The organism is Nonomuraea sp. NPDC004702, from assembly GCF_053601695.1.
Genome location: NZ_JBSGCE010000003.1, coordinates 372,204 through 392,671, shown reverse-complemented (window position 1 = coordinate 392,671; position 20,468 = coordinate 372,204). Strand labels below are relative to the sequence as shown.

Here is a 20,468-nt window from a genome sequence, read left to right as displayed (position 1 = left end):
TAACGCAGTTGGGACTTGCGTTAGAGCTTCAGAGGGTCTACGTTAACGCAGTCACCAACTGCTTTTAGGAGAGATGTACGTGAGAGCGTTGCTCACCCTGACCTGCGCAGGCCAGTTCATGGTGCTGCTTGACAACACGATCGTCGGCGCGGCCCTCCCTGACATGCAGCAGCGGCTGCACATCGGGCTGACCGGTCTGCAGTGGATCGTCGATGCCTACGTGCTGCTGGTGGCCATGCTGCTGCTGTCGGGCGGCGTCTTCGCCGACCGGTTCGGCCGCCGGCGGGTGTTCCTGGCCGGGGTGGTGGTGTTCACGGCCGCCTCGGTGGTGTGCGCGCTCGCGCCCTCGATCGGCTGGCTGATCGCCGGACGGGTGCTGCAGGGCGTCGGGGCCGCGGCGCTGAGCCCCGCCTCTTTGGCGCTGCTCACCGCCGCGTATCCCGCCCCGAAGGAACGCGTCAGGGCGATCGGGCTGTGGGCCGGGTTCAGCGGCCTCGGCCTGGCCGCCGGACCGCTGGCGGGCGGGATCCTGGTGGAGTCCTTCGGCTGGCCCGCCATCTTCCTGGTCAACGTGCCCATCGGGGCGGTCCTGCTGCTGGCCGGGCTGCGCGTGCTTGGGGAGTCCCGCAACCCGAGCGCGCCGCCGATCGACGTCCCCGGCACGGTCCTGTCCGCCGCGGGCGTGGGCGCTGTGACGTACGGCCTGATCGAGGGCGGTTCCCGAGGCTGGACCTCGCCGGTGATCCTGGGCAGCTTCGCCGCCGGGCTGGTGCTCCTGGCCGCGTTCGTCGTGGTCGAGGGTCGGGTGGCGACGCCGATGCTGCCGCTGCGGCTGTTCCGTCAGCGGCTGTTCACGGTGTCCAACACGGCGATGGTCGTGGTCGGGTTCGCGCTGATGGGGTCGTCGTTCTTCTTCTCCCAGTTCTTCGTGTACGTCCAGGGCACTTCGATCCTGGTCGCCGGCCTGCAGACGCTGCCCGTCTCGCTGGCCATGGTGATCGTCAGCCCGTACGCGGGCCGGCTCGCGGCCAGGTACGGCTTCCGCGTCGTCGCCGGCACCGGCCTGGCGCTGGCCGGGCTGGGGCTGCTGGCGCTGGGCTTCGTCCACGCCGACACCGGCTACGGGAACGTGTGGTGGCGGCTGGCGGTCGTCGGCATCGGGTTCGCTCTCACCATGTCACCGCTGACCGGGGCCGCCATCCAGGCGGTCAGCCCGCAGGAGGGCGGCCTCGCCTCGGGCGTCGCCAGCACCACCCGGCAGATCGGCGCGGTGCTCGGCGTGGCGGTGCTCGGGGCGATCGTGCACACGCGGGAGGTTGGCGGAGCCTCGTTCGAGTCCGGCCTCAACAGCGCCTTCCTCGTGGCGGGTGCCGTGACGCTGGCCTGCGCCGTCTTCACCGGCCTGTGGCTGGCCGCGGCCCGGACGCCGAGCGGCGTCCGGGCGAACAGTCAGGAGGCCGAGCAGTCGGCGAGCGTCCGCTGACGGCTCGTCCCGGCCGTCGACTTCTCCGACAGCGCACCTCGGTAAGGATTGTCAGTGGCGTCTGCGACGGTGTGCCGCGTGGGTGAGCTGGTCGAGCGGGTGGATGAACAGGACCGCGTGCTGGAGGTCGTGGAGCGCGCAGAGGCGGTGCGCCGGCGGTGGATGCATCGGATCGCGACGACGATCTGCCGCGATCCGACGGGGCGCATCCTCGTGCTGCGCCGGGCCGAGGAGCATGTTCGCTTTCCCGGCCACTATGACGTGCTGGTCGGCGGCGCCGTGGGCGTAGGGGAATCGTATGAGGACGCGGCGGCCCGGGAACTGGTCGAGGAACTGAGCGTCGGCGTTCCGGTCCGTCTTCTGTTCAGGTTCCTGTGCCAGGCGGGGATCAGCCCTGTCTGGTTCGGGGTGCACGAGGCCTTGGTCGCCGAGGCGTTGGCTCCGGACCCGTCCGAGATCGCTTGGCATGCCTGGGTCACGAAGCCCGAACTGCGCAAGGTGGTCGATCGAGGGCCTTTCGTCCCAGCCGGACGACAAGCCCTGCACCGATATCTCGGCCACCCGGCTCAGTGACGACAGCCGCTCCCGGGCGGACCCGGGGCGATCACCATGCGCCGCCTGGCCACCCACCTGGGCGTCGCCCCCATGGCGCCCTGCGGTCACGTGTCCGGCAAGGACGGCCTGCCGGAGCTCATGGTCGATCACGTCCACGCCGATCTGCGGGTGCCCGACGGTCTCGGCCGGCGGCCGAGCCTGCGCGCCCTCGCCGTGCTGACGTGCGAGCTCATGCTCCGGCAGGCCGAACTGCGCGACGACCTCGCCCCCGTGATGATGTGTCACATGGGGACCGGCCGTCATCCCACCTTTCAGCACCACCTGCGCACCACCACCCGTAAACCAGAACAGCGGGGTCAGCCCGCGCCGGTCGGCGGATGTCCGGGGGCTTGAAAGCGCGTTGCAGGCGGTCGGCCGCTCAATGGTGCTCAAGTCCCCATACAACAGGAGGTTCCGATGAACCGCAGCTTGCGCGCCCTATTCGGCCTGACCGCCACCGCCGCGACCATCGCCCTGACCGTCCCGGCCATGAGCAGCGCCGCGAACGCGTCGCCGGCCTCGCCTTCCGGCCTCGGCAACACCAGCCACGCCCGGGATCTCGCACAGGCGCGTTCCTTCCTGTTCACCTACACCTTCAACAACCACCTCAAGGTCGCCGGCGGCAATTTCACCGTCGACCGCCGCGTCTTCGTGACCGTCAAGTTCAACAACGGCGTCACGAAGTTCTCCAGGTGGGTGATCGCCCGCACCCACCCCGTCACCCCCGGCGGCGCCGTCTACGTGGAGACGACCATCGCCGCCCCCTGCTCCGGCAGCAAGAACGGCTACGCGCAGGCCTACGACGAGGCCACCCGTACCTGGTCGCCGCGTCTGCCGGTGACGATCTGCCAGCGCATCGACTGACGGCCTGCCGCACAGCCATCGTGTTCGAGCGGCTCGGCGGCCGCGCACACGATGACCATCGAGTGGGTGCTGACCGGCCGGTTCCCCGGCCGACATCGATCGGGCGGTCACGTTCTGGAAGGACGCGCAAGGCAGGCGCCGCCGCCTTGAGGCACTCGCAGAGGCCCCAGCGCCCCTGACGCTCTTCCTGGAGCGCTCGATTGACGTCCGACGCCTGCCGCCTCGGTACTGTGGCTTCGCATGACCGAGATCGAGATCACCGCTGACCTGGTCCGTGACTTGCTGCGGGAGCAACATCCAGACCTCGCCGGGCTGGCCGTCCGGGAGGTGGCGGGGGGTTGGGGCAACCAGATGTGGCGCCTCGGGGACGAGTTGGCCGTGCGCATGCAGCGCATGGACCCCACTCCGGAGCTCCAGCTCAAGGAGCGGCGGTGGCTGCCTGTGCTGGCCCCGCGCCTGCCGCTGCCGGTGCCGACCCCTGTGCGGTTCGGCGAACCGTCCGGGCGCTTCCCCAAGCACTGGACCGTGATGACGTGGGTCGCCGGCGAGCCGCTGGACCACGGCTCGATCAGCAGGGGCGCCCACGCGGCCGACACGCTGGCGGGCTTCCTGCGGGCGCTTCATGTGGAGGCGCCCGCCGAGGCCCCCGCCAGCGCGGACCTCGGCGCTCACCCCAAGAGGTGCACGAGCGGCTTCGAACACTTCTTGCAGGCCGTCGACCCCGGCGCCGTCGGTGATGTCGGCGCCGTCCGTGACGTGTGGGCCGATGCGGTCGCCGCCCCCGAGTGGGCGGGGCCGCCGGTGTGGGTGCACGGCGACCTGCATCCCGCGAACGTGGTCGTCTCGGACGGAACGCTCGCGGGCGTTGTCGACTTCGGTTCCTTGTTCGCCGGCGATCCGGCGTGGGACCTGGCCGCCGCATGGGTGCTGCTCCCCGCGGGCGCGGCCGCACGCTTCTTCGACGCGTACGGACAGGCGGACGAGGCGACGATCCGGCGCGCCCGCGGGCTGGCCGCCATGAAGAGCCTCTTCCTGCTGCTCATGGGGCAGAACGGAGATCGCGGCCTGCCCGGCGGCAAGCCGCACTGGGGGCCTGCGGGCCGGGCGGCGCTCGATCGTGTGCTGAAGGGCGTGTGAGGCACGCCACGGCCCGCGCCGGGACGGTTCCGTCACCGGAAGACGTGGACGTTCTCGCGGACCCAGTCGTGGAGGGTCAGCGGAGCCCGGCCGGTGAGCCTTTCGACGGTGTCGAAGACCCTCCGGTCCCAGGCCGCCGATTGGCGCTTGAGCTCCAGCAGCGCCTCCAGACGAGGCCCCGACCAGCCGAGACGGTCGAACTCCGCCCGGGTCTCGGCTGCACTGCGTTCGACGAGCTTGATCGGCCGGTCCAGGATCTGCCCGATGACGTCGGCCTGGTCACGGGGTGAGAGGGCCTGGCCACCGGTGAGGGTGTAGACCCGGCCGTCGTGGCCGGGCGTGGTCAGGACGTGCGCGGCGACGGCGGCGATGTCCCGCGGATGGATCATCGCGGAGACGGGGTCGCCTTCGGTGACGTACATGGTGTGCTCGGCGGCGATGGTGGGGGCGTAGCCGTGCAGGTAGGTCATGAAGGTGCCGGGGCGCAGCATCGTCCACGGCAGGCCGGAGTCCATGACGACCTGTTCGCCGAGCCGATGGCCGGTGCTGATGGGATCGGTGGCGTCGAAGGTGACGCCGCTGGTGGACAGCTTGACCAGGTGGGAGACCCCGGCCCGGGCCGCCGCGGCGACCAGGTCGCGTTCCTGGACGGGGCCGTCCGGGCCGTACCCGGGCGGCAGGACGAAGACCTTCTCGACGCCGTCGAGGGCGGCGTCGAGAGTGTCCGGCCGGTCGAGGGCGCCGGTGGCGACCTCGACGCCGGCCGGGAACGCGGCCTTGGCGGGATCGCGGGTCATGGCCCGGACAGGCACGTTCCGGCCGGCGAGCAGGGCGAGGAGTTCGGAGCCGACAGTGCCGGTGGCACCGGTGATGAGGAACATGAAGGGTCCTTTCCGCGTGGTTCAGGAACGGGAGAGCTTGACGTCAGGGAGCAGCAGGGACAGGGCCAGCCCGATCAGCGCGATCGGGATGACGGCGAGGAAGACCAGGTGCAGCGCGTCGGCGTAGTCGGCCGGGCCGGGGTGGACCGGCAGCCTGCCGGTCACGAGCGCGGCGAAGAAGGACGTGCCGAGCGCGGTGCCCGTCTGCCGGGCCATGGCGGCGGTGCCCTGGACGGCGCCGAGGTCGTCACGACGGGCGGCGTCGCGGGCGGCCAGGCTCAGGGCCTGGGAGTTGAGCCCGGCGGCGATGCCGAACAGCAGCAGGAAGACGGCCGCGAGCACCGGACCGGCGTCGACGACCGCGCACAGCAGCCCCGCCAGTGCGAACAGGACCATGCTGGCGGCTGGATGGCGGCGGTAGGCGCCGGTGCGGGTGATCAGCCTGGTGGAGGCGTAGGAGGTGAGGACGACGCCGAGCATCATCGCGGTGAGCAGGTAGCCGGAGGTACGGACGCCGAGGGACAGGACGGCCTGCAGCCAGAGCACCAGGTAGTTGACGATGCCCAGGCCGAGGAACCCGGCGACGAAGCCGACCGCCACGACGACGGAGAACGTGCGATCGCGGAACAGGCGCAGGGGGATGACCGGGTCCGTCGCGCGGCGCTGGGCGAGCACGAACAGCACCGGCAGCAGCACGCAGGCGGCGGCCAGGCCGAGGATGACCGGCGAGGTCCAGGCGTGGGCGGTGCCGGCCCAGGTGGTGAGCAGGTTCACCGCGACGATCGCGGCGGCCAGGAGGATGACGCCGAGGTGGTCGAGGCGGGCCTGTCCGCGCTGGACGGGCAGGTGCAGCCGGATCGCGACGACGGCGACGACGAGTGCGCCGAGGGGCAGGTTGACCAGGAAGATCGAGCGCCAGCCGGCCAGGTCGGTGAGCAGGCCGCCGATGGCAGGGCCGGTCAGGGACGCGGCGCCGAACGTCAGGGAGAACCAGCCGTAGTAGCGGGCGCCCTGCTGAGGGGTGAACATCTCGCCGAGGATGGACAGCACCGAGATGAACAGGCCGCCGCTGCCGAGGCCCTGGACGACCCGGAAGACGATCAGCTGGGTCATGGTGTGGGCCAGGCCGCAGGCGACCGAGCCGGCCAGGAAGACCAGGATCGAGACGAGGAAGACGCGTTTGCGGCCGTACAGGTCACCGAGCTTGCCGTAGACGGGGACGGCGACGCTGCCGGCGATGAGGTAACCGGTGCTGACCCAGGCGAACCGGTCCAGGCCGCCGAGGTCGGCGACGATGCGGGGCAGCGCCGTGGCGACGATCTGCGAGTCGAGCAGGGACAGGAAGACCGCCGCCATCAGGAGGACGACGACTGTGGTGGCGCCGGCCGGCACGGTCACGACAGGTGCGGAAGAACGGGAGGTCACGAAGATCCTAGCGATCAGGAGGCAAGCTCCGGCGGAGCCTGCGAACGAACGGAAGAACATCGACCCTGAACGGGCGATGGAGATGGGAATGGTCAGGCACGAACCTGACGCGAACCGGCCTGTTAGGCCCTCTCAACCCTGATCCACCCGCGTGCGGGATTATCGATCAAGGTCCTTCATGTGTTCGTCTGTTCTCGAGGCTCCCGATGGATCGCCAGGCCGTAGACAGTCCGGGAAGTGATCAACCGGACGTCGGCGACGCTAACATCCGATGCCCGGGCGGTGCAACTCGACCGGTGACGCCTACGCCACGTCCGGTCCGCGCAGCCGGGCCGGGTCGGCTGCGATCGCGGCCGTCTTGCCGTCCAGGCGCCGGCCCTGCCCGTACGCCGCGGCGAAGGCCGCCTCGCCCAGCGCGGCCCGTCCTCGGCGGCTGAGTTCGCCGACCTGCCGATCGGTGCGGTCATGAGCGCCGCGCAGCCGGGACGCGGCACCGAGCAGGACGGCCGAGTCGTGATGCCGTCCGTGCGCCTCGGCGAGCGCGGCGGCGTTCACCGCCACCAGCGACAGGATCGGCAGGTCCCCGGTCCGCGACGCCGCCGCGTACGCCTGCTCCAGCGCCTTCTCCGCGCCGGCCGGGTCGCCGGTCTCCAGGCAGAGCCAGGCCCGCGCGCTGCCGACCAGCGTGCGCACGTGGTCACCGGCGAACGTGGCGTCGCCGTCGAGGTCCCGTCCGGCGTCGTCCAGCAGTGTGCGCGCCCGGTCCAGGTCGCCGAGCCGCATCCGGAAGCCGGCCTCCCACGCGTCGAACAGGGCCCGCAGCTCCGTCGAGGTCGCCCGCCGCACCCGCTCGCGGGCCGACTCGATCATCGCGATCGCCAGGACGGTGTCGCCGCGCCGCAGGTGCAGGTCGATCCAGCGCAGGTCGCTGAAGACCTGGTCGCCGAGGCTGAGCGAGCCGAACTCGGCGGCCAGCGACCGGGCCTCGCGCAGGTCGGCCAGCGCGCCGTCGAGGTCGCCGTCGTACTGCCGCAGCTGGGCGCGCATCGGCAGCGCGGTGGCCTGGCCCCAGCGGTCGCCGACCTGCCGGAAGCGGGCCAGGGCCGAGGTCACGTCGGCGCGCGTCGTGTCGAGGTCGCCCGCGTTCTCGGCGAGCCGGGCCCGGAACATCCGGGCCAGCCCGGACAGTACGTCGGCATGCTGGAGTTCGACGGCGGCGCGGTCGACCGCTCACAGCGGCCGACGAGCGGGCCGCGAGCCGTTGGTTCGGCCGTCCGGCGAGCGGTCGGCGCCGCGCTTGACCGATGTGACGCTCTCTCAACCGTTTTCCAGGAGACCCACATGACGATCACCCTCTGCGCGGGAAGCACCGTGATGTTCACCGGCGACTCCATCACCGACCGCGGGCGGCTGGACAGCGACGAGGGCCTCGGGGTCGGCTACCCGTCGCGCATCGCGGGGGAGTGGGGCCTCCGGCACCCGGACCGGCCTGTGACCTGGCTGAACACCGGGAACGGCGGCGACAAGGTGATGGACCTCGAAGCCCGCTGGCAGGCGGACGTGCTCGACGCGCGCCCGGACGTGGTGTCGATCCTCGTCGGCGGCAACGACATGGGCTGGCACACCTACGACCCGGACGGCTACGTGATCTCCGCCGAGGACTACGGGGCAGGTTACGACCGCCTGCTCGCCGCGGACGGCATGTTCGCCGAGCTGGCCGCGACGGCCGGGCCTGAGCACTGGGCCGTGGACGGCGTGCACCCGACGCCGGCCGGTCACGCGGCGCTCGCGGCGGCCTGGTTGCGCCTGGTCGCGTGACCCGGGCCTGTGGGCGTCAGGTGGTCGGGGTCACGGGGATGCACACGGCGTAGACCGTGTAGGTGCCCGTGGTGCTCGCCGAGTTGTTGAAGGACACCGTCCAGGCGTTCTCGGCGGACGGGAAGGACTCGTACACCTGGACGGTGAGGTTGTTGCCGCCGAGGGGCGTCACCAGTCCGCCGCCCGTGATGACGGTTCCCGCCGGGCAGGTGGCGCTCCCGGTGTTGAGCCCGGGCGTCAGCGTGTGCGGGGTCCGGATGATCTGGGTCGGCTCGGTCGGTCCGGGAGGTCCGGGCGGGCCGGGGCGTCCCGGCGGGCAGGCGTGCGGGCAGGGGCCCTTTCCGTCACCGTCGCCGCCGGCCGCCGCGTGGGCCGTCGACACGGCTCCCATCAGCAGCGCGGCGGCCAGCGCCGGAACGGCGGCACACCGTAGAAGGGCTGTGCGTCTCATTGCGTCCTCCGTGGACTGTTCGCCTCCTGGCGCTCGATGCACGTCACGCGCCAGGAAGAAGGCTTGAGCATGGCGAATCCGCCCAGAAAAGCCGCATCGTGGCTGCGCAGCGTCCAAGGGCCGTCCGGCGAGAGCGAACCACTGGGCTGATCAGCGCCTTATGGCTCATTCCGGGCGCATGTCACACAGAGTGACGGAATGTTTACGCAGATGGCTGAGGTGAGAGCGTGAATCAGGCCGTAGGCGTGGTCGCGCGCACGAAGTCCGTCACCGGAGTCGGCGTGATCTGCGGGTACCGGTCGTTGTCGAGGGCGGCGAACTTCGCCTTTCCGGTCACCATGCACCACTGGTACTGCAGAGCGACGTAGTCGAACGGGTTCCGGGTTCGGGCGGCTTGGCGTTCGATCTCCGCGCGCAGTTCGTCGGCGGTGCCGAGGTGCCGCAGCTCCAGAGTGCGGCCCGAGCCGCGCTGGACGGCCTCGTGGAACTGCCGCATGGACAGCACGTCACCGGCGAAACGCAGCGTGCCGGTGGCCTGCCGGTCCAGGGCGACGGCGGCGGTGTAGGCGGCGGTGTCGGACACCGAGGTCAGGTCGAGCGGCTGATCGGGGTCGCCCCAGTGCGACAAAGTGCCCCGCTGCCAGTCGACCAGGCCCATGAAACCGACCATCACCTCGTAGAAGGCGCCGTTGAGCACGGAGATCACCTCAAGGCCGGCGTCGGCGTACGCGGCGGCGGCGCGGCGACGCCAGTCGGTCATGACGTTGTCGCCGTCGTCGAGCTTGGTCAGGTCGATGGCGAAGTCGGAGGGGATGAACCGGCGGGCGCCGGCCTTCGCGGCGGCGCGCGCCAGGTTGGCCTGGCCGTCCACGATCACGTCGGGGCCGCCTTGCACGACCGAGACGACGGTGACGGCGTCGCCGACGGCCTCGGCCAGCACCTCGGCCGGGTCGGTGACGTCGCCTTCCGTCACCTCCACGCCGCGCGACCGCAGTGCTGCGAGCGCGGCCTGCCTGCTCGCGTCGGCGCCGGGCCGGACCAGGGCGCGGACGGCGGCGCCCTGGTCGAGAAGGGAGCTGACGATCTGACGGCCGAGCAGTCCGGTGGCGCCGGCCACGAAGACCTTCGAGGAACTGGACACGTTCACTGGCTCCTTTCGAGAGCGAATCGGTGTTTCGCCCAGGCCGGTAACGGCTCTTCGGGCGTCATGGCGTCCGTGCTGGACTCAGGAAGGAGAAGGAGCCTGCCGGCTGATGGCGTGAATGTCCGCAGCGCGGCAGCGAGCCTGATGCTGTGTTTTCGTTCTATCGGCGACGCGGGGTCATGCGCCCTTTTTGATCGCCCCGGCGAAGGCGGCCAGACCGTCGGCCAGATGCTCGATGTCGGACGGTTCCCAGCCCTCCATGAGCGCGGCGACGGCGGTCGTCCGGGCCTTCCAGAGTTCGCGGATGGCGAGCTTGCCCTCCCGCGTGACGCTCACCAGCCTCGCCCGGGCGTCGTCCGGGTCGGGCTGCCGCTCGATGAACCCGCGCGACTCCAGGCGTTTGGCGGGGGGCGAGAGCGTGGACTTGTCCACCTCCATCAGTTCGGCCAGCACCGACAACCGCACGGGGGCGTGCAGGGAGATCTGCGCGAGCAGGGTGTAGTCGCCCAGCGACAACTCCAGCCCGGAGGCGGCCATGATCCGTCGCCGCGTCGTCGGGGCGAACATCCAGTTGCCCACGGTGGCCAGCGCCGCCGCCACCCGATCGGTGGCCTCGCGCAGCCGGGCGTCGCCGTTCTCCGCCGTTCCCGACATCCCGGCCCCCTCCCACCATTAGTTGGTTGGCTCAAACCAACCATAGGGAAGGGTGGCGGTTCATGCAAGTGCATTCACCGTGCCGGTCGAGGCGAGAATCGTGGTGGCGGCCACCGTGCCCGACATGGTCAACGGCAGGAGTCTCCCGTGATGGACGACGTCAACCAGGGTCCTGCGTGTTCTCGGGATCGCCGAGGACTGTTCCGAGGCGCCCAGGCCCTGCGCGTCCCCGGGATGGCGAGGACGTTACGGCTGGCGGTCGCGCAGAGCACGGTGCCCGAGGACCCCACCGATCCCGGCGCGCTGCGGGCGAGTGGCGCGCAGGTGCGCGGCCTGATGCGGGAGGCGAGCGCGGCCGGGGCGCGGCTGGTGCAGTTCCCGGAGGGGGCGCTCACGTATCCGAGCAAGCACGTGATGTGCTCGGGGCCGTCCGGGACGCCGAGCGCGGCGGACTGGAGCCGGGTCCGCTGGGACGTGCTGCACGAGGAGGCCGAGTCGATCGCCGATCTGGCAGGACGACTCGGGCTCTGGGTGGCCTTCGGCTCGATCCACCCGCTGACCCCGCCGAACCGGCCGCACAACAGCCTGTACGTGGTCTCCGACCAGGGCCGGCTGGTCACGCGCTACGACAAGCGGTTCTTGTCGAACACCGAGGTGTCGTTCCTGTACGCGCCCGGTTCGTCCCCGGTCGTCTTCGAGATCGACGGCGTCCGCTTCGGGTGCGCACTGTGCATCGAGGCCGAGTTCCCCGAGGTGTTCGCCGAGTACGAGCGCCTGGACGTGGACTGCGTGCTGCTGTCGGTGATGGTCGACGACGCGGCGCGGGCGGTCGTCGCGCAGGCGTACGGGAGGTTGTACGGCTACTGGCTCGGGTACTCCGTCCCGGCGCAGTTCAGCGCGACCGCCCCGTCAGGGATCGTCGCGCCGGGCGGCCGCCGGCTCGCGCGCTGTCCGGCAGACGGCCGACCGGCCCTGGCCGTGGCAGATCTGGACCTGGACGCGACGGACGCCGACATCGACGTGTCGGTCCGCCTGGCCCGGCCCTGGCGACGCCTGGCACGTGCCGGACTCTATGACGATCACCTGGTGCCGGAGGATCCCCGCAGCGGGACCCGCACGGCATTCTGACCGTCGTCACGCGCCACCCGGCGACCCGAATGCACAGCTGTCACCGCGACCCGGGGGACGATCTGTCGACGGCGTCGAGAAACCGGGTGCCCCAGTCTCTGAGGTGATCGACGAACTCCGGCGATTCCAGCACCTCGAACTCCGCGCCGATGTTGCCCAGGGCCTGCGTGGGCCAGTCCAGGCTGGTGGAGGTCATCGTGAGCCGGCATCGATCGGGGTCGACCGGTTCGATCTCGCCCCATCGGCCGGCCCTCCGGCGTACCTGTTCCGCCGGTGCGTGAACCAGCGCGACGACGGTTTTGGCGGTGGGGACCTGGGCCGCGGTGCGGACGAACGCGGCGGCGTCCCCGCCGGGCAGCGGCCGTGGCAGGAAGGGGGCGCCGGTGTTGCGTGGCTGGGCCAGCCGGTCGAGGCGGAAGCTGCGCCAGTCGTGCCTGGTCAGGTCGTAGGCCACCAGATACCAGCGGCCCCCGAGCGCGACGAGGCGATGGGGCTCCACTTCGCGTTCGGTGCGCGCGCCGGCGCGTGCGACGTAGTCGAAGCGCAGCCGTTCCTGGTCCCGGCACGACTGGGCGATCATCGTCAGCACCTCCGCCGGGATCACCGGCCCGGCCGAGGCCGCCGAGACGGTCATCGCGCGCAGCGCGTTCACCCGAGCCCGCAGGCGGGGCGGCAGGACCTGTACCACCTTGGTCAGCGCGCGCACCGCCGCCTCCTCCAGCCCCGCGATGCCGCTCTGCGCCGCGTCTCCCATGCCGACCGCCAGCGCGACCCCTTCTTCGTCGTCGAGCAGCAACGGCGGCAGCACGGCCCCGGGCGCCAGCTGGTAGCCGCCGTCGGTGCCTCGGGAGGCGTGCACGGGATAGCCCAGCTCGCGCAGGCGATCGACATCGCGGCGAAGTGTGCGTTCCGACACGCCGAGCCGCTCGGCCAGGTCCGCGCCCGGCCAGTGGCGGTGCGTCTGCAGCAACGACAGCAGGGTGAGGGTGCGGGAACTGGTGTTGGCCATATCGCCATTATCTGGATACTTCCGGTCAGAAAGTGGCCGGAAGCCTTCCTAGAGTGGTCACCATGATCACTCAAGAGGTTCAGTTGACCGCCCAGATCGCCGCCGTCCCGGGCCCCGAGCACTTCACCGTCGCTCCGGCCGAGATCGAGGGGGAGGTCGTGGTCCGTACCGACTATCTGGGGCTGGCCGCCACCTGTCTCGAACTCATGCGCGCCGACTGCCGCCTTCCGATCCCGGCCTGGCAGCCCGGCCGGCGGGTGGGCGTCATGGCGATCGGCACCGTGTTGCGCTCGGCGAGCCCCGACCTGCGGGAGGGCGACCTGGTCCAGTCGATGAGCGGGTGGAGCACGCACTCGGCGGGACCGGCGGCCTCCTACATCAAGCTCGACCCGGACGCCTATCCCGACCCGACCTACCACCTGGCCCAGGGCCCGACCGCCTACCACGGCGTCGCGGACGTGGCCAAGGTCGGCGAGGGCGACGTCGTCTTCGTCTCCGGCGCGGCCGGCGGTGTCGGCTCGCTGGCCGGGCAGATCGCCCGCAACCTGGGCGCCAGGAGGGTGATCGGCAGCGCGGGCAGCCAGGCCAAGGCCGACTACCTCATGGACGAACTCGGCTTCGACGCCGCCTTCGACTACCACCACGACCCGGTCGCCGCGCTCAAGGAGCTGGCCCCGGAGGGCATCACCGTCTTCTTCGACACCGTCGGCGGCGCGTTGTACGACGCCGCGCTCGAAGTCGCCGCGCCGGGCGCCAGGTTCGCCCTGTGCGGATCGTTGTCCACCCAGCTCGGCGCCGCCGCCGACCGCTTCCCCGAGCCCGACCGCGACGCCGCCCTGGCCAGGGACGTCGAGCTGCTGCCGTTCTCCTGCCACCACACCCCCGACCAGATCGCCGCCTGGCACCGCCACTTCCGCACAGCGCTCGACCAGGGCCGGTTCGTCTACCCGCGGACCGTCGTCGAGACCGGCATCGACGGCGTCCCCGGCGCGTTCCTGGCCCTGTTGCGCGGCGAGTACCGCGGCAACGTCTCGGTGCGGCTGGTATGACCGTCCTGTCCCGCCGGGCGCTCAACCGGGCCCTGCTCCAGCGGCAGTTCCTGCTGGAGCGGACCGACCTGACGGCCCTGGAGGTGATCGGCCGCCTGGTCGCCATGCAGGCGCAGGAGCCGAACTGGCCCTACGTCGGCCTGTGGGCCCGCATCCGCGACTTCACCCACGCCGACCTCACCGCCCTGCTCACCGAGGGACGGGTCGTCCGGTCCGGTTTCCTGCGCAGCACGATGCACCTCGCCGCAGCCGACGACTTCCGTCGGCTGCGGCCGGTGCTGCAGCCCGTCCTGAACCGCACCGCCGACTCGGCGCACTTCCGGCGCAACAACGCCGGACTCGACCCCGAAACGCTGGTGGCCGAGGGACGCGCCCTGCTGCGGACCGGGCCGCTGCCCAGGAAGGAGCTCGCCGGGCGCCTCGCGTCCCTCCACCCGGGCCGCGACAGCCGAGTCCTGGCAGGTGAGGTCGAGCTGCGCACCCCGCTCGTCCACGATCCGGCCACCGCGTCCTGGGGCGGGTGGGGGACCCGCTCATCGATCACCGTCAGCGCCGCGCCGGTCGAGGCCCCGCAGCCCGCCGCGCTCCGCGACCTGGTCCGCCGCTACCTGGCCGCCTTCGGGCCCGCCACCGTGGCGGACGTCCAGGCGTGGTGCGGGCTGACCCGGCTGGACCAGATCGTCTCGGACATGGGCTCGGACCTGCGCCACTGCACCGGCCCCGACGGCCGGCGCCTGTTCGACCTGCCCGATGCCCCGCTCCCTGACCCCGACACCCCCGCGCCGGTGCGGCTGCTGCCCGCCTACGACAACGCCCTCCTGGGCCACGCCGACCGCAGCCGCATCATCGCCGACGCCGACCGCAGGCACGTCACCCCCGGGCAGGCCAGGGTCCTGCCCACCGTGCTCGTCGACGGTTACGTCCGCGGCACCTGGTCCTTCACCGCAGGCGACGTACGACTGACCCCGTTCGGCGGCTTCTCCCGGGACGAACAGCAGGCAGTGGACGACGAGATCAGCCGACTGCTGCCGTTCCTGTCGCGCCGCTGAACGCGACGACAAGAACGGGCGTCACAGGACGGTCAGGTGGCCGTACCTGGACAGGGCCGCGGCCAGGTCGCCGGAGGTGCCGCGGAGTGTGGCGTCCAGGAAGGCGACGGTGGCGGCCGCGGTGATGCGCGGCCCGGCGGTCCGGCCGAGAGAGCCGATGAGCGCGGGCAGGGGCGGCATGAAGAGCGGCGCGTCGGTGAAGGTGAGGTGCGCCGTGCCGGGGACGGTGAGCCGGTAGCCGGTCGCCGTGCTGAGCTGGAGCACCTGCGTGAGGCGCGGGATGTAGTCCGGCGACTCGCCCGGTTCGACGTCGTGGGTGAGCGCGAGCACGGGCTGGTGGAAGGGGCGCGCGACGGGGTCGCGGGGGAAGCCGTCCAGGTCGATGACGGCCGCGAAGCGGGGGTCCTGGCGGGCGGCCTGCAGGGCGGCGGCGCCCCCGAGGGAGTGACCGGTCGCCGCGGCGCGGCGGACGTCGAGGCGTCCGCTCAGGAGGCCCGGGATCTCTCCACGGTCCAGGCGGCCGAGCTGGGTGAGGACGAAGCTGAGGTCGGCGGCTCTGACCGCCGTCCATCCGGCCGCGCGTCTGTTGTCCTCCGCCTGGTCGCCGGTGGCCGCGACGCGCGTGCGGACCGTTCGGCCGTCGGCGAGGGTGACGACGGCCGAGTCGTACGGGTGGTCGAGTGCGGCCACGACGTACCCGCGGCCGGCCAGTTCCTCGGCCCAGGCGGTGTTCTGGGTGCGCACACCTCCGAGCCCGGGCGAGAACAGCACCAAGGGAAACCGGCCCCCGCCGGCCACCGGCGCATCGGGCACCGAACGCGTGCGGGCGCGTGCCGGCTCGTCCAGAACGAAGGCGGGAAGGCCCAGGTACTCGGCCTGGCCATGGGCGACGACCTGGGCTTCGCGTGCCGTGCGGCCGAGGTACCGCGCCCGCTCGGCGGCCGGGGCGACGTCCCGCGCGGGATACCAGAGCTGGACGACGACCACCCGCTTGTCATCGGTCCTGGACGTGGCGGCTTCCGCCCGATCAGCGTCGGTCCACTGGACGACGGTGGTGCCGACGGCGTAGGCGCCCGACGGCTCGGGGAACACGGGCAGGGGCAGCGCCCACGCCGCCGTCGCGCCCGCGACGACCAGCGCCAGGCATGCCGCCGACCCGGGCAGCGCCAGCCACCATCGAGCCCGCCGCCCGGCACGCTGCCCCAGCAGGGACGGCGCGGCGAACGCCAGCGCGATGCCCCCGCCTGCGAGAACGGGGAGGAGTTGCCAGCGGATCCCGAGCACGGCCAGCACGCCCGCGGACACCACGAGGGCCGCCGCACCGGCCAGGATCGACGGCCGGCGCGCTCCGGACGGCAGCCAGCGGGCCAGCACCAGCGCGACGGCGGCTGCCAGGGCCAGGAGTTCCACGAGGGACAGGCCGAACACGGTCACGTTCATGTGATCACGGTGTCGCAATGACCTCGGCCGGACATCGGGCCCGAGGCCGAGAGCCGCATGCGACCCCGGTATGACCGCCGCGAACTGTCTGCGACCGGAGTCGCAAGCGGCCGCGCCGCGGCGATCAGGCGTGCCGGCCGAGGAACGCCGCCCGGTTCTCCTCGGCCCAGGAGGCGAACGTCCGCGCGGGCGTGCCGGTCAGCTCCTCCACCACCGGCGTGAGCTCGATCGGACGGCCGTCGCAGCTCTGCCAGTAGTCCAGCAGGGCGTCCGCGAAGGCCGCGTTCATGTACTGCGCCATTTCGGCCGTCCACTCCTGCCTGGTGACGGGCGTGATCGCGATGTCCCGCCCGGTGACGCGGGAGAGGATCTCGATCTGGTCGGTGAACGTGAGCGACTGGGGTCCGGTCAGTGTGTACGCTCTGCCGCCGAGCGCGGGGTCGGCCAGCACGGCGGCCGCGACCGCCGCGATGTCCGCCTCGTGGATGGCGTCGACGTGCGCGTTCGGGTAGGGCAGGGTGATCGGCGTCCCCGACTTGATGGCCCGTGACCACGCCATCGCGTTGCCGCAGAAGGTGCCGGGCCGCAGGACGGTGCTCGGCACGGGCGAGGCGGCCAGGGCGCGTTCCGGGACGAGATGCGTGGCGGCCAAGGGGTTGCTGTCGGGATCGGGCATGAGCACGGCGGCCGAGGACAGCAGCACGACATGCTCGACCCCGGCCGCCTCGGCCGCCGCGGCGAACTCCTGCGCGTGCGACGGCTCGGCGTACAGGAACACCGAGGTCACGCCTGCGAGCACACGGTCAAAGGTGGACGGATCGCCCAGGTCGCACCTGACGACGGACGAGTCGGCGGGGGCCTTGGACGCCGGTCGTACAGACAATCCCCGCTCGCGCAGGAGGCCGATGAGAGCGATCGCGACGGCGCCGCGAGCGCCGGTGACAAGAGTGGTCATGTCGGTGCAGATCCCTTCGCAGACTCTTCGCGACGTGAGCACGACGCCCGTCGATAGAATGAAAGCGCGACACAGAAGTTGTGCCATGCAATGATTGCGTGACGAACATTATGAGGAGTACGGAGCCGCACGTGTCAAATCGAGCCGAGATGCTCAAGCGCATCAGCGACGAGAGTCAGCGCCACTACGCGGCCTACACGCTGTTCAACCAGGCCATGGCCGACCGGCTCGGCCTCCACCCCACCGACCTGCAATGCGTGGCCCTGCTCGATCTGGAGCAGGGGCCGATCAGCACCGGCGAGATCGCCCGCCTGGCCGGACTCACCCCCGGCTCGGCCACGCGCCTGGTCGACCGCCTGGACAAGGCGGGTCTCGTCGTGCGGCACGCCGACCCGGCCGACCGCAGGCGCGCCCTGGTCGCCCTGACCCCGGAGGCCCGTGCCCGGATCGGTGCGGCTTGGGACGTTCCCGGCAGGGCGTTCGTCGAGATGCTCGACCACTACGACGACGACGCGCTCGCCCTGATCGCCGACTATCTGGAGCGGGCCGCCTCGGTGGGCCGCGCACAGGCACAGCGCCTCACGACGTCCGCCTAGAGCGTGGTGCGGAGGCGCCCGGGCCGGCCGGTTCGGAGCATGTCCGATCCGTACAAGCTCGATGCCGATCTCGCTGAATATCGTCACGGCTGTGCCCCTCGGCGGGCGCATGAGGACGGCCGGAAATGGACCGTCCGGATCGTTGTGCCCTAGTGAGATCTGGTTGAGACGGAGTGCTCGTGAATATTGGAATCGGTCTGCCGATCGCCGTTCCCGGACGTCCTGCGCGGGAGGTCAAGCAGTGGGCGGAGGACAGCGAGCGCCTCGGCTTCCACTCCCTGGGATCCATCGACCGCCTGGTCTACGACATCCTGGACCCGCTGGTCTCCCTCGGCATCGCCGCGGCGGTGACAGAGCGCGTCCAGCTGTTCACCAGCGTGCTGAACGTCGGATGGCGGGGCAACCCGATCCTGTTCGCCAAACAGCTCGCCACCGTCGACCTGATCTCGCAGGGCCGGCTCACGGCGGGCCTGGGCATCGGGGGCTGGCCGGACGACTTCACCCTCAGCGGCGCTCCCGACAAGGGCCACGGCAAGATCTTCGACGACACCCTGACCGAGATGCGCCGCGTCTGGGACGGTGAGGTCACCAGCATCTCCGGCCCGACCCCGCTGCCCGGCGAGGGCCGTCCCAAGCTGCTCATCGGTGGCCTGATCCCCGCCGGCTATGCCCGCGCCGCCCGCTTCGGCGACGGCTGGGTGGCGCCGACGCTGAGCCTGGACCTGCTGGTGAACGGCGTGCAAGGCGTCACCGAGGCATGGGCCGCGGCTGGGCGGCCCGGCAGGCCGCACATCCTCACCGGCCGCTACTTCTGCTGCGGTCCCGAGGCCGTCCAGCTCACCGACGAGTACGTGGCCCACTACTACGGCTCCAAGGAGTCGCCCTACTACGAGTCGGTCCGCGCCGACTCGCTCGACTCCGACGAGCGCCTGCTCAAGGAGCTGATCGCTCTGTCGGACGCGGGCGTCGACGACCTGGTGCTCTACCCGGTCAGCAGTTCCCTGGACCAGGTCCACCTGCTGGCCGAGGCGCTGGAGCGGGTGGGGGCCCGGCGCAACCCGACCTTCGAGTTCACCACAGGCTGACCGGGACCGCACCCCCTGAATGACGACACGTGAGGACACGCCAGTGATCGAGCAAATTTCGTCGACGGGCGGCCCAGCTCTGACCGCCGGGGCGGTGACGGTACTCGCCGGCAGCGTCAAGGGCCCGGTCTTCCTCCCCGGCGACCCGGGGTACACCGAGGAGGCGGAGGGCTTCGACCGCTCCGTCGTACACCACCCGGCCGTCATCGTCGGCGCGGCCGGCGCCGACGACGTGGTGGCCGCGGTGCGCTTCGCCCGCGACCACGGGCTGGGCGTCGCCGTCCAGGCCACCGGCCACGGTGTGGGGCCGCCCGCCGACGGGGCCCTCCTCATCTCCACGCGGCGCATGGACGGCCACTGGGTCGACCCCGAGCGCCGCACCGTGCGGTTGGAGGCGGGCGTGTTGTGGCGGGAGGTCATCCACTCCGCCGCCCGGCACGGCCTGGCCCCGCTGAACGGCTCGGCGCCGTTCGTCGGCGCCGTCTCCTACACGCTGGGCGGCGGCATCGGCGTGCTGTCCCGCCGCTACGGTTACGCCGCCGATTACGTACGCTCCATCGAGGTCGTCACCGCCGACGGCGAACCGCGCACCGCCTCGCAGGAGGAGAACACCGACCTGTTCTGGGCGCTGCGCGGCGGCAAGGGCAACTTCGGGGTGGTCACCTCACTTGAGGTGGAACTGGTGGAGGTGTCGCGGATCTACGGCGGCGGCCTGTTCTTCCCGGCCGAGTCGATCCGCGACGTGCTGCACTTCTACCGCACCTGGGTCACCGAGGCGCCCGACGAGCTCAGCTCCTCCTTCCTGATGATGCCCTGGCCCGATGTGCCCGAGATCCCCGGGGAGTTGCGCGGGCGTTTCGCCCTGCACCTGCGCCTGAGCTACCTCGGCTCGCCGCAGGACGGCGACCGGCTGGTCAAGCCGCTGCGCGAGATCGCCACGCCACTGCTCGACACCGTCACCGACCTCCCGTACACCGAGGTCGGCACCATCCACAACGATCCGCCGACGCCCGGCTCGTACCACATCGACAACTTCCAGCTCACCCACCTCGACCACGACGCCGTCGAGGCGATCCTGGCGCTGGTGGGCCCCGGGTCGAACAGCGCGGTCGGCATCGAGATCCGTCATCTCGGCGGCGCCCTCGCCCGGCCGCCGCGCCTGCCGAACGCGGTCGCGCGCACCGCCGCCCAGTTCCAGCTGTACTCCGCCGGTGTCCTCGGCATCGGCGAGGACGAGGCCGTACATGCCGGGCACGACCGGGTCGTCCAGACCCTCGCCCCCTGGAACAGCGGGATGCGCACGCTCAACTTCATGGCGGGCGTCGCCCACACCGATCCGGAGGACGTGCGGCAGGCGTTCACACCGGAGGCGTACGAGCGGCTGGTCGCCGTCAAGACGGCCCACGACCCCGGCAACATGTTCCGCTTCAACCACAACATCCCGCCGATGCCTGGCTGAAACAGTCTGTTGAGGTCCTTCAGGAGGCTGCGGCCGAGCCCGCAGTCGGCGAACGGGGGTGCGCCCAACCCGTTCGTCATCGGCCGGGCCAGGACGCAGCGCTTCATGAAGGTCATGATGCGCGGCCGCATCGCCCAGGACGAGGAGACGTCCGCCGCGCGCGGCCGACGGACCCTCGCCTGCTGCTGACCGGCGCGCGCCCGCACAGGTCCTGGGCCGACCGCGGCTCGGGGCTTCTGGGCTCTCG

22 protein-coding genes are annotated in these 20,468 nt (G+C 71.6%); 13 read left to right on the top strand and 9 right to left on the bottom strand.

Features of this window, described 5'->3' with window-relative positions:
• Window positions 1-79 precede the first annotated feature (79 nt).
• The 5 genes from ACWEJ6_RS06795 to ACWEJ6_RS06775 all read left to right on the top strand — a co-directional run bounded on the left by ACWEJ6_RS06795 (window position 80) and on the right by ACWEJ6_RS06775 (window position 4,078).
• Window positions 80-1,483, top strand: coding sequence for an MFS transporter (locus ACWEJ6_RS06795; protein ID WP_452421904.1), 1,404 nt, complete (start codon window positions 80-82; stop codon window positions 1,481-1,483).
• 78 nt (window positions 1,484-1,561) lie between these two features.
• A complete protein-coding gene (locus ACWEJ6_RS06790; RefSeq protein WP_452421902.1) occupies window positions 1,562-2,056 on the top strand; it encodes an NUDIX domain-containing protein in 495 nt (164 codons plus the stop codon).
• Window positions 2,057-2,092: 36 nt separating this feature from the next.
• Window positions 2,093-2,431 carry a hypothetical protein gene (locus tag ACWEJ6_RS06785; protein WP_452421900.1) on the top strand — a complete coding sequence of 113 codons (339 nt, stop codon included), beginning with the start codon at window positions 2,093-2,095 and terminating at the stop codon, window positions 2,429-2,431.
• A gap of 63 nt (window positions 2,432-2,494) precedes the next feature.
• Complete coding sequence (locus ACWEJ6_RS06780; protein ID WP_452421898.1) at window positions 2,495-2,941, top strand: hypothetical protein; 447 nt, start codon at window positions 2,495-2,497, stop codon at window positions 2,939-2,941.
• Between the two features lie 240 nt (window positions 2,942-3,181).
• Window positions 3,182-4,078: an aminoglycoside phosphotransferase family protein gene (locus ACWEJ6_RS06775; protein WP_452421896.1), complete on the top strand. Its 897-nt coding sequence runs from the start codon at window positions 3,182-3,184 to the stop codon at window positions 4,076-4,078.
• A gap of 32 nt (window positions 4,079-4,110) precedes the next feature.
• Here ACWEJ6_RS06775 and ACWEJ6_RS06770 read toward each other — a convergent pair whose 3' ends face one another.
• The 3 genes from ACWEJ6_RS06770 to ACWEJ6_RS06760 all read right to left on the bottom strand — a co-directional run bounded on the left by ACWEJ6_RS06770 (window position 4,111) and on the right by ACWEJ6_RS06760 (window position 7,554).
• Window positions 4,111-4,959: an SDR family oxidoreductase gene (locus ACWEJ6_RS06770; RefSeq protein ID WP_452421894.1), complete on the bottom strand. Its 849-nt coding sequence runs from the start codon at window positions 4,957-4,959 to the stop codon at window positions 4,111-4,113.
• 21 nt (window positions 4,960-4,980) lie between these two features.
• Entirely contained in the window at window positions 4,981-6,384 is a 1,404-nt protein-coding gene (locus ACWEJ6_RS06765) for an MFS transporter (protein ID WP_452421892.1), read from the bottom strand.
• Between the two features lie 303 nt (window positions 6,385-6,687).
• Window positions 6,688-7,554 carry a hypothetical protein gene (locus tag ACWEJ6_RS06760; RefSeq protein ID WP_452421890.1) on the bottom strand — a complete coding sequence of 289 codons (867 nt, stop codon included), beginning with the start codon at window positions 7,552-7,554 and terminating at the stop codon, window positions 6,688-6,690.
• A gap of 171 nt (window positions 7,555-7,725) precedes the next feature.
• Between ACWEJ6_RS06760 and ACWEJ6_RS06755 the strand changes: the two genes are divergently transcribed.
• Entirely contained in the window at window positions 7,726-8,202 is a 477-nt protein-coding gene (locus ACWEJ6_RS06755) for a GDSL-type esterase/lipase family protein (RefSeq protein WP_452421888.1), read from the top strand.
• A 16-nt stretch (window positions 8,203-8,218) separates the two neighbouring features.
• Here the strand turns inward: ACWEJ6_RS06755 and ACWEJ6_RS06750 are convergent, their stop codons facing one another.
• The 3 genes from ACWEJ6_RS06750 to ACWEJ6_RS06740 all read right to left on the bottom strand — a co-directional run bounded on the left by ACWEJ6_RS06750 (window position 8,219) and on the right by ACWEJ6_RS06740 (window position 10,451).
• Entirely contained in the window at window positions 8,219-8,653 is a 435-nt protein-coding gene (locus ACWEJ6_RS06750; protein ID WP_452421886.1) for a hypothetical protein, read from the bottom strand.
• 232 nt (window positions 8,654-8,885) lie between these two features.
• Window positions 8,886-9,794 (bottom strand): NmrA family NAD(P)-binding protein, encoded by a 909-nt coding sequence (locus tag ACWEJ6_RS06745; RefSeq protein ID WP_452421884.1) that lies wholly within the window; start codon window positions 9,792-9,794, stop codon window positions 8,886-8,888.
• Between the two features lie 180 nt (window positions 9,795-9,974).
• Complete coding sequence (locus tag ACWEJ6_RS06740; RefSeq protein ID WP_452421882.1) at window positions 9,975-10,451, bottom strand: MarR family winged helix-turn-helix transcriptional regulator; 477 nt, start codon at window positions 10,449-10,451, stop codon at window positions 9,975-9,977.
• 234 nt (window positions 10,452-10,685) lie between these two features.
• On the opposite strand from ACWEJ6_RS06740, the gene ACWEJ6_RS06735 reads away from it, so the two are divergent.
• Window positions 10,686-11,579 (top strand): carbon-nitrogen hydrolase family protein, encoded by an 894-nt coding sequence (locus ACWEJ6_RS06735; RefSeq protein ID WP_452421880.1) that lies wholly within the window; start codon window positions 10,686-10,688, stop codon window positions 11,577-11,579.
• A 40-nt stretch (window positions 11,580-11,619) separates the two neighbouring features.
• On the opposite strand, the gene ACWEJ6_RS06730 is transcribed toward ACWEJ6_RS06735, so the two are convergent.
• On the bottom strand, window positions 11,620-12,588 hold the full coding sequence (locus tag ACWEJ6_RS06730; protein ID WP_452421878.1) for a helix-turn-helix transcriptional regulator: 969 nt from the start codon (window positions 12,586-12,588) through the stop codon (window positions 11,620-11,622).
• Window positions 12,589-12,650: 62 nt separating this feature from the next.
• Here ACWEJ6_RS06730 and ACWEJ6_RS06725 point away from each other — a divergent pair, with 62 nt between their 5' ends.
• Both ACWEJ6_RS06725 and ACWEJ6_RS06720 read left to right on the top strand, forming a co-directional pair.
• Entirely contained in the window at window positions 12,651-13,637 is a 987-nt protein-coding gene (locus ACWEJ6_RS06725) for a zinc-binding dehydrogenase (protein ID WP_452421876.1), read from the top strand.
• Window positions 13,634-14,686: a winged helix DNA-binding domain-containing protein gene (locus tag ACWEJ6_RS06720; protein ID WP_452421874.1), complete on the top strand. Its 1,053-nt coding sequence runs from the start codon at window positions 13,634-13,636 to the stop codon at window positions 14,684-14,686. The genes ACWEJ6_RS06725 and ACWEJ6_RS06720 overlap by 4 nt, the downstream gene beginning before the upstream one ends.
• 21 nt (window positions 14,687-14,707) lie before the next feature.
• On the opposite strand, the gene ACWEJ6_RS06715 is transcribed toward ACWEJ6_RS06720, so the two are convergent.
• Window positions 14,708-16,126, bottom strand: a complete 1,419-nt coding sequence (locus ACWEJ6_RS06715) for an alpha/beta hydrolase family protein (protein ID WP_452421872.1) — start codon at window positions 16,124-16,126, stop codon at window positions 14,708-14,710.
• Window positions 16,127-16,250: 124 nt separating this feature from the next.
• Window positions 16,251-17,081 (bottom strand): NAD(P)H-binding protein, encoded by an 831-nt coding sequence (locus ACWEJ6_RS06710; protein ID WP_452421870.1) that lies wholly within the window; start codon window positions 17,079-17,081, stop codon window positions 16,251-16,253.
• Between the two features lie 131 nt (window positions 17,082-17,212).
• On the opposite strand from ACWEJ6_RS06710, the gene ACWEJ6_RS06705 reads away from it, so the two are divergent.
• The 4 genes from ACWEJ6_RS06705 to ACWEJ6_RS06690 all read left to right on the top strand — a co-directional run bounded on the left by ACWEJ6_RS06705 (window position 17,213) and on the right by ACWEJ6_RS06690 (window position 20,410).
• Entirely contained in the window at window positions 17,213-17,677 is a 465-nt protein-coding gene (locus ACWEJ6_RS06705; protein WP_358287222.1) for a MarR family winged helix-turn-helix transcriptional regulator, read from the top strand.
• A 179-nt stretch (window positions 17,678-17,856) separates the two neighbouring features.
• A complete protein-coding gene (locus ACWEJ6_RS06700; RefSeq protein ID WP_452421868.1) occupies window positions 17,857-18,762 on the top strand; it encodes an LLM class flavin-dependent oxidoreductase in 906 nt (301 codons plus the stop codon).
• Window positions 18,763-18,805: 43 nt separating this feature from the next.
• Complete coding sequence (locus ACWEJ6_RS06695) at window positions 18,806-20,221, top strand: FAD-binding oxidoreductase (RefSeq protein WP_452421866.1); 1,416 nt, start codon at window positions 18,806-18,808, stop codon at window positions 20,219-20,221.
• Window positions 20,222-20,230: 9 nt separating this feature from the next.
• Window positions 20,231-20,410 carry a hypothetical protein gene (locus ACWEJ6_RS06690; RefSeq protein WP_452421864.1) on the top strand — a complete coding sequence of 60 codons (180 nt, stop codon included), beginning with the start codon at window positions 20,231-20,233 and terminating at the stop codon, window positions 20,408-20,410.
• Window positions 20,411-20,468: the final 58 nt, after the last annotated feature.

Coding starts and splice junctions, on each gene's coding strand:
- ACWEJ6_RS06785 (WP_452421900.1), top strand. CDS start 2,093: ATGCGCCGCCTGGCCACCCACCTGGGCGTCGCCCCCATGGCGCCCTGC.
- ACWEJ6_RS06780 (WP_452421898.1), top strand. CDS start 2,495: ATGAACCGCAGCTTGCGCGCCCTATTCGGCCTGACCGCCACCGCCGCG.
- ACWEJ6_RS06775 (WP_452421896.1), top strand. CDS start 3,182: ATGACCGAGATCGAGATCACCGCTGACCTGGTCCGTGACTTGCTGCGG.
- ACWEJ6_RS06770 (WP_452421894.1), bottom strand. CDS start 4,959: ATGTTCCTCATCACCGGTGCCACCGGCACTGTCGGCTCCGAACTCCTC.
- ACWEJ6_RS06760 (WP_452421890.1), bottom strand. CDS start 7,554: ATGTTCCGGGCCCGGCTCGCCGAGAACGCGGGCGACCTCGACACGACG.
- ACWEJ6_RS06755 (WP_452421888.1), top strand. CDS start 7,726: ATGACGATCACCCTCTGCGCGGGAAGCACCGTGATGTTCACCGGCGAC.
- ACWEJ6_RS06750 (WP_452421886.1), bottom strand. CDS start 8,653: ATGAGACGCACAGCCCTTCTACGGTGTGCCGCCGTTCCGGCGCTGGCC.
- ACWEJ6_RS06740 (WP_452421882.1), bottom strand. CDS start 10,451: ATGTCGGGAACGGCGGAGAACGGCGACGCCCGGCTGCGCGAGGCCACC.
- ACWEJ6_RS06735 (WP_452421880.1), top strand. CDS start 10,686: ATGGCGAGGACGTTACGGCTGGCGGTCGCGCAGAGCACGGTGCCCGAG.
- ACWEJ6_RS06730 (WP_452421878.1), bottom strand. CDS start 12,588: ATGGCCAACACCAGTTCCCGCACCCTCACCCTGCTGTCGTTGCTGCAG.
- ACWEJ6_RS06725 (WP_452421876.1), top strand. CDS start 12,651: ATGATCACTCAAGAGGTTCAGTTGACCGCCCAGATCGCCGCCGTCCCG.
- ACWEJ6_RS06720 (WP_452421874.1), top strand. CDS start 13,634: ATGACCGTCCTGTCCCGCCGGGCGCTCAACCGGGCCCTGCTCCAGCGG.
- ACWEJ6_RS06715 (WP_452421872.1), bottom strand. CDS start 16,126: ATGAACGTGACCGTGTTCGGCCTGTCCCTCGTGGAACTCCTGGCCCTG.
- ACWEJ6_RS06710 (WP_452421870.1), bottom strand. CDS start 17,081: ATGACCACTCTTGTCACCGGCGCTCGCGGCGCCGTCGCGATCGCTCTC.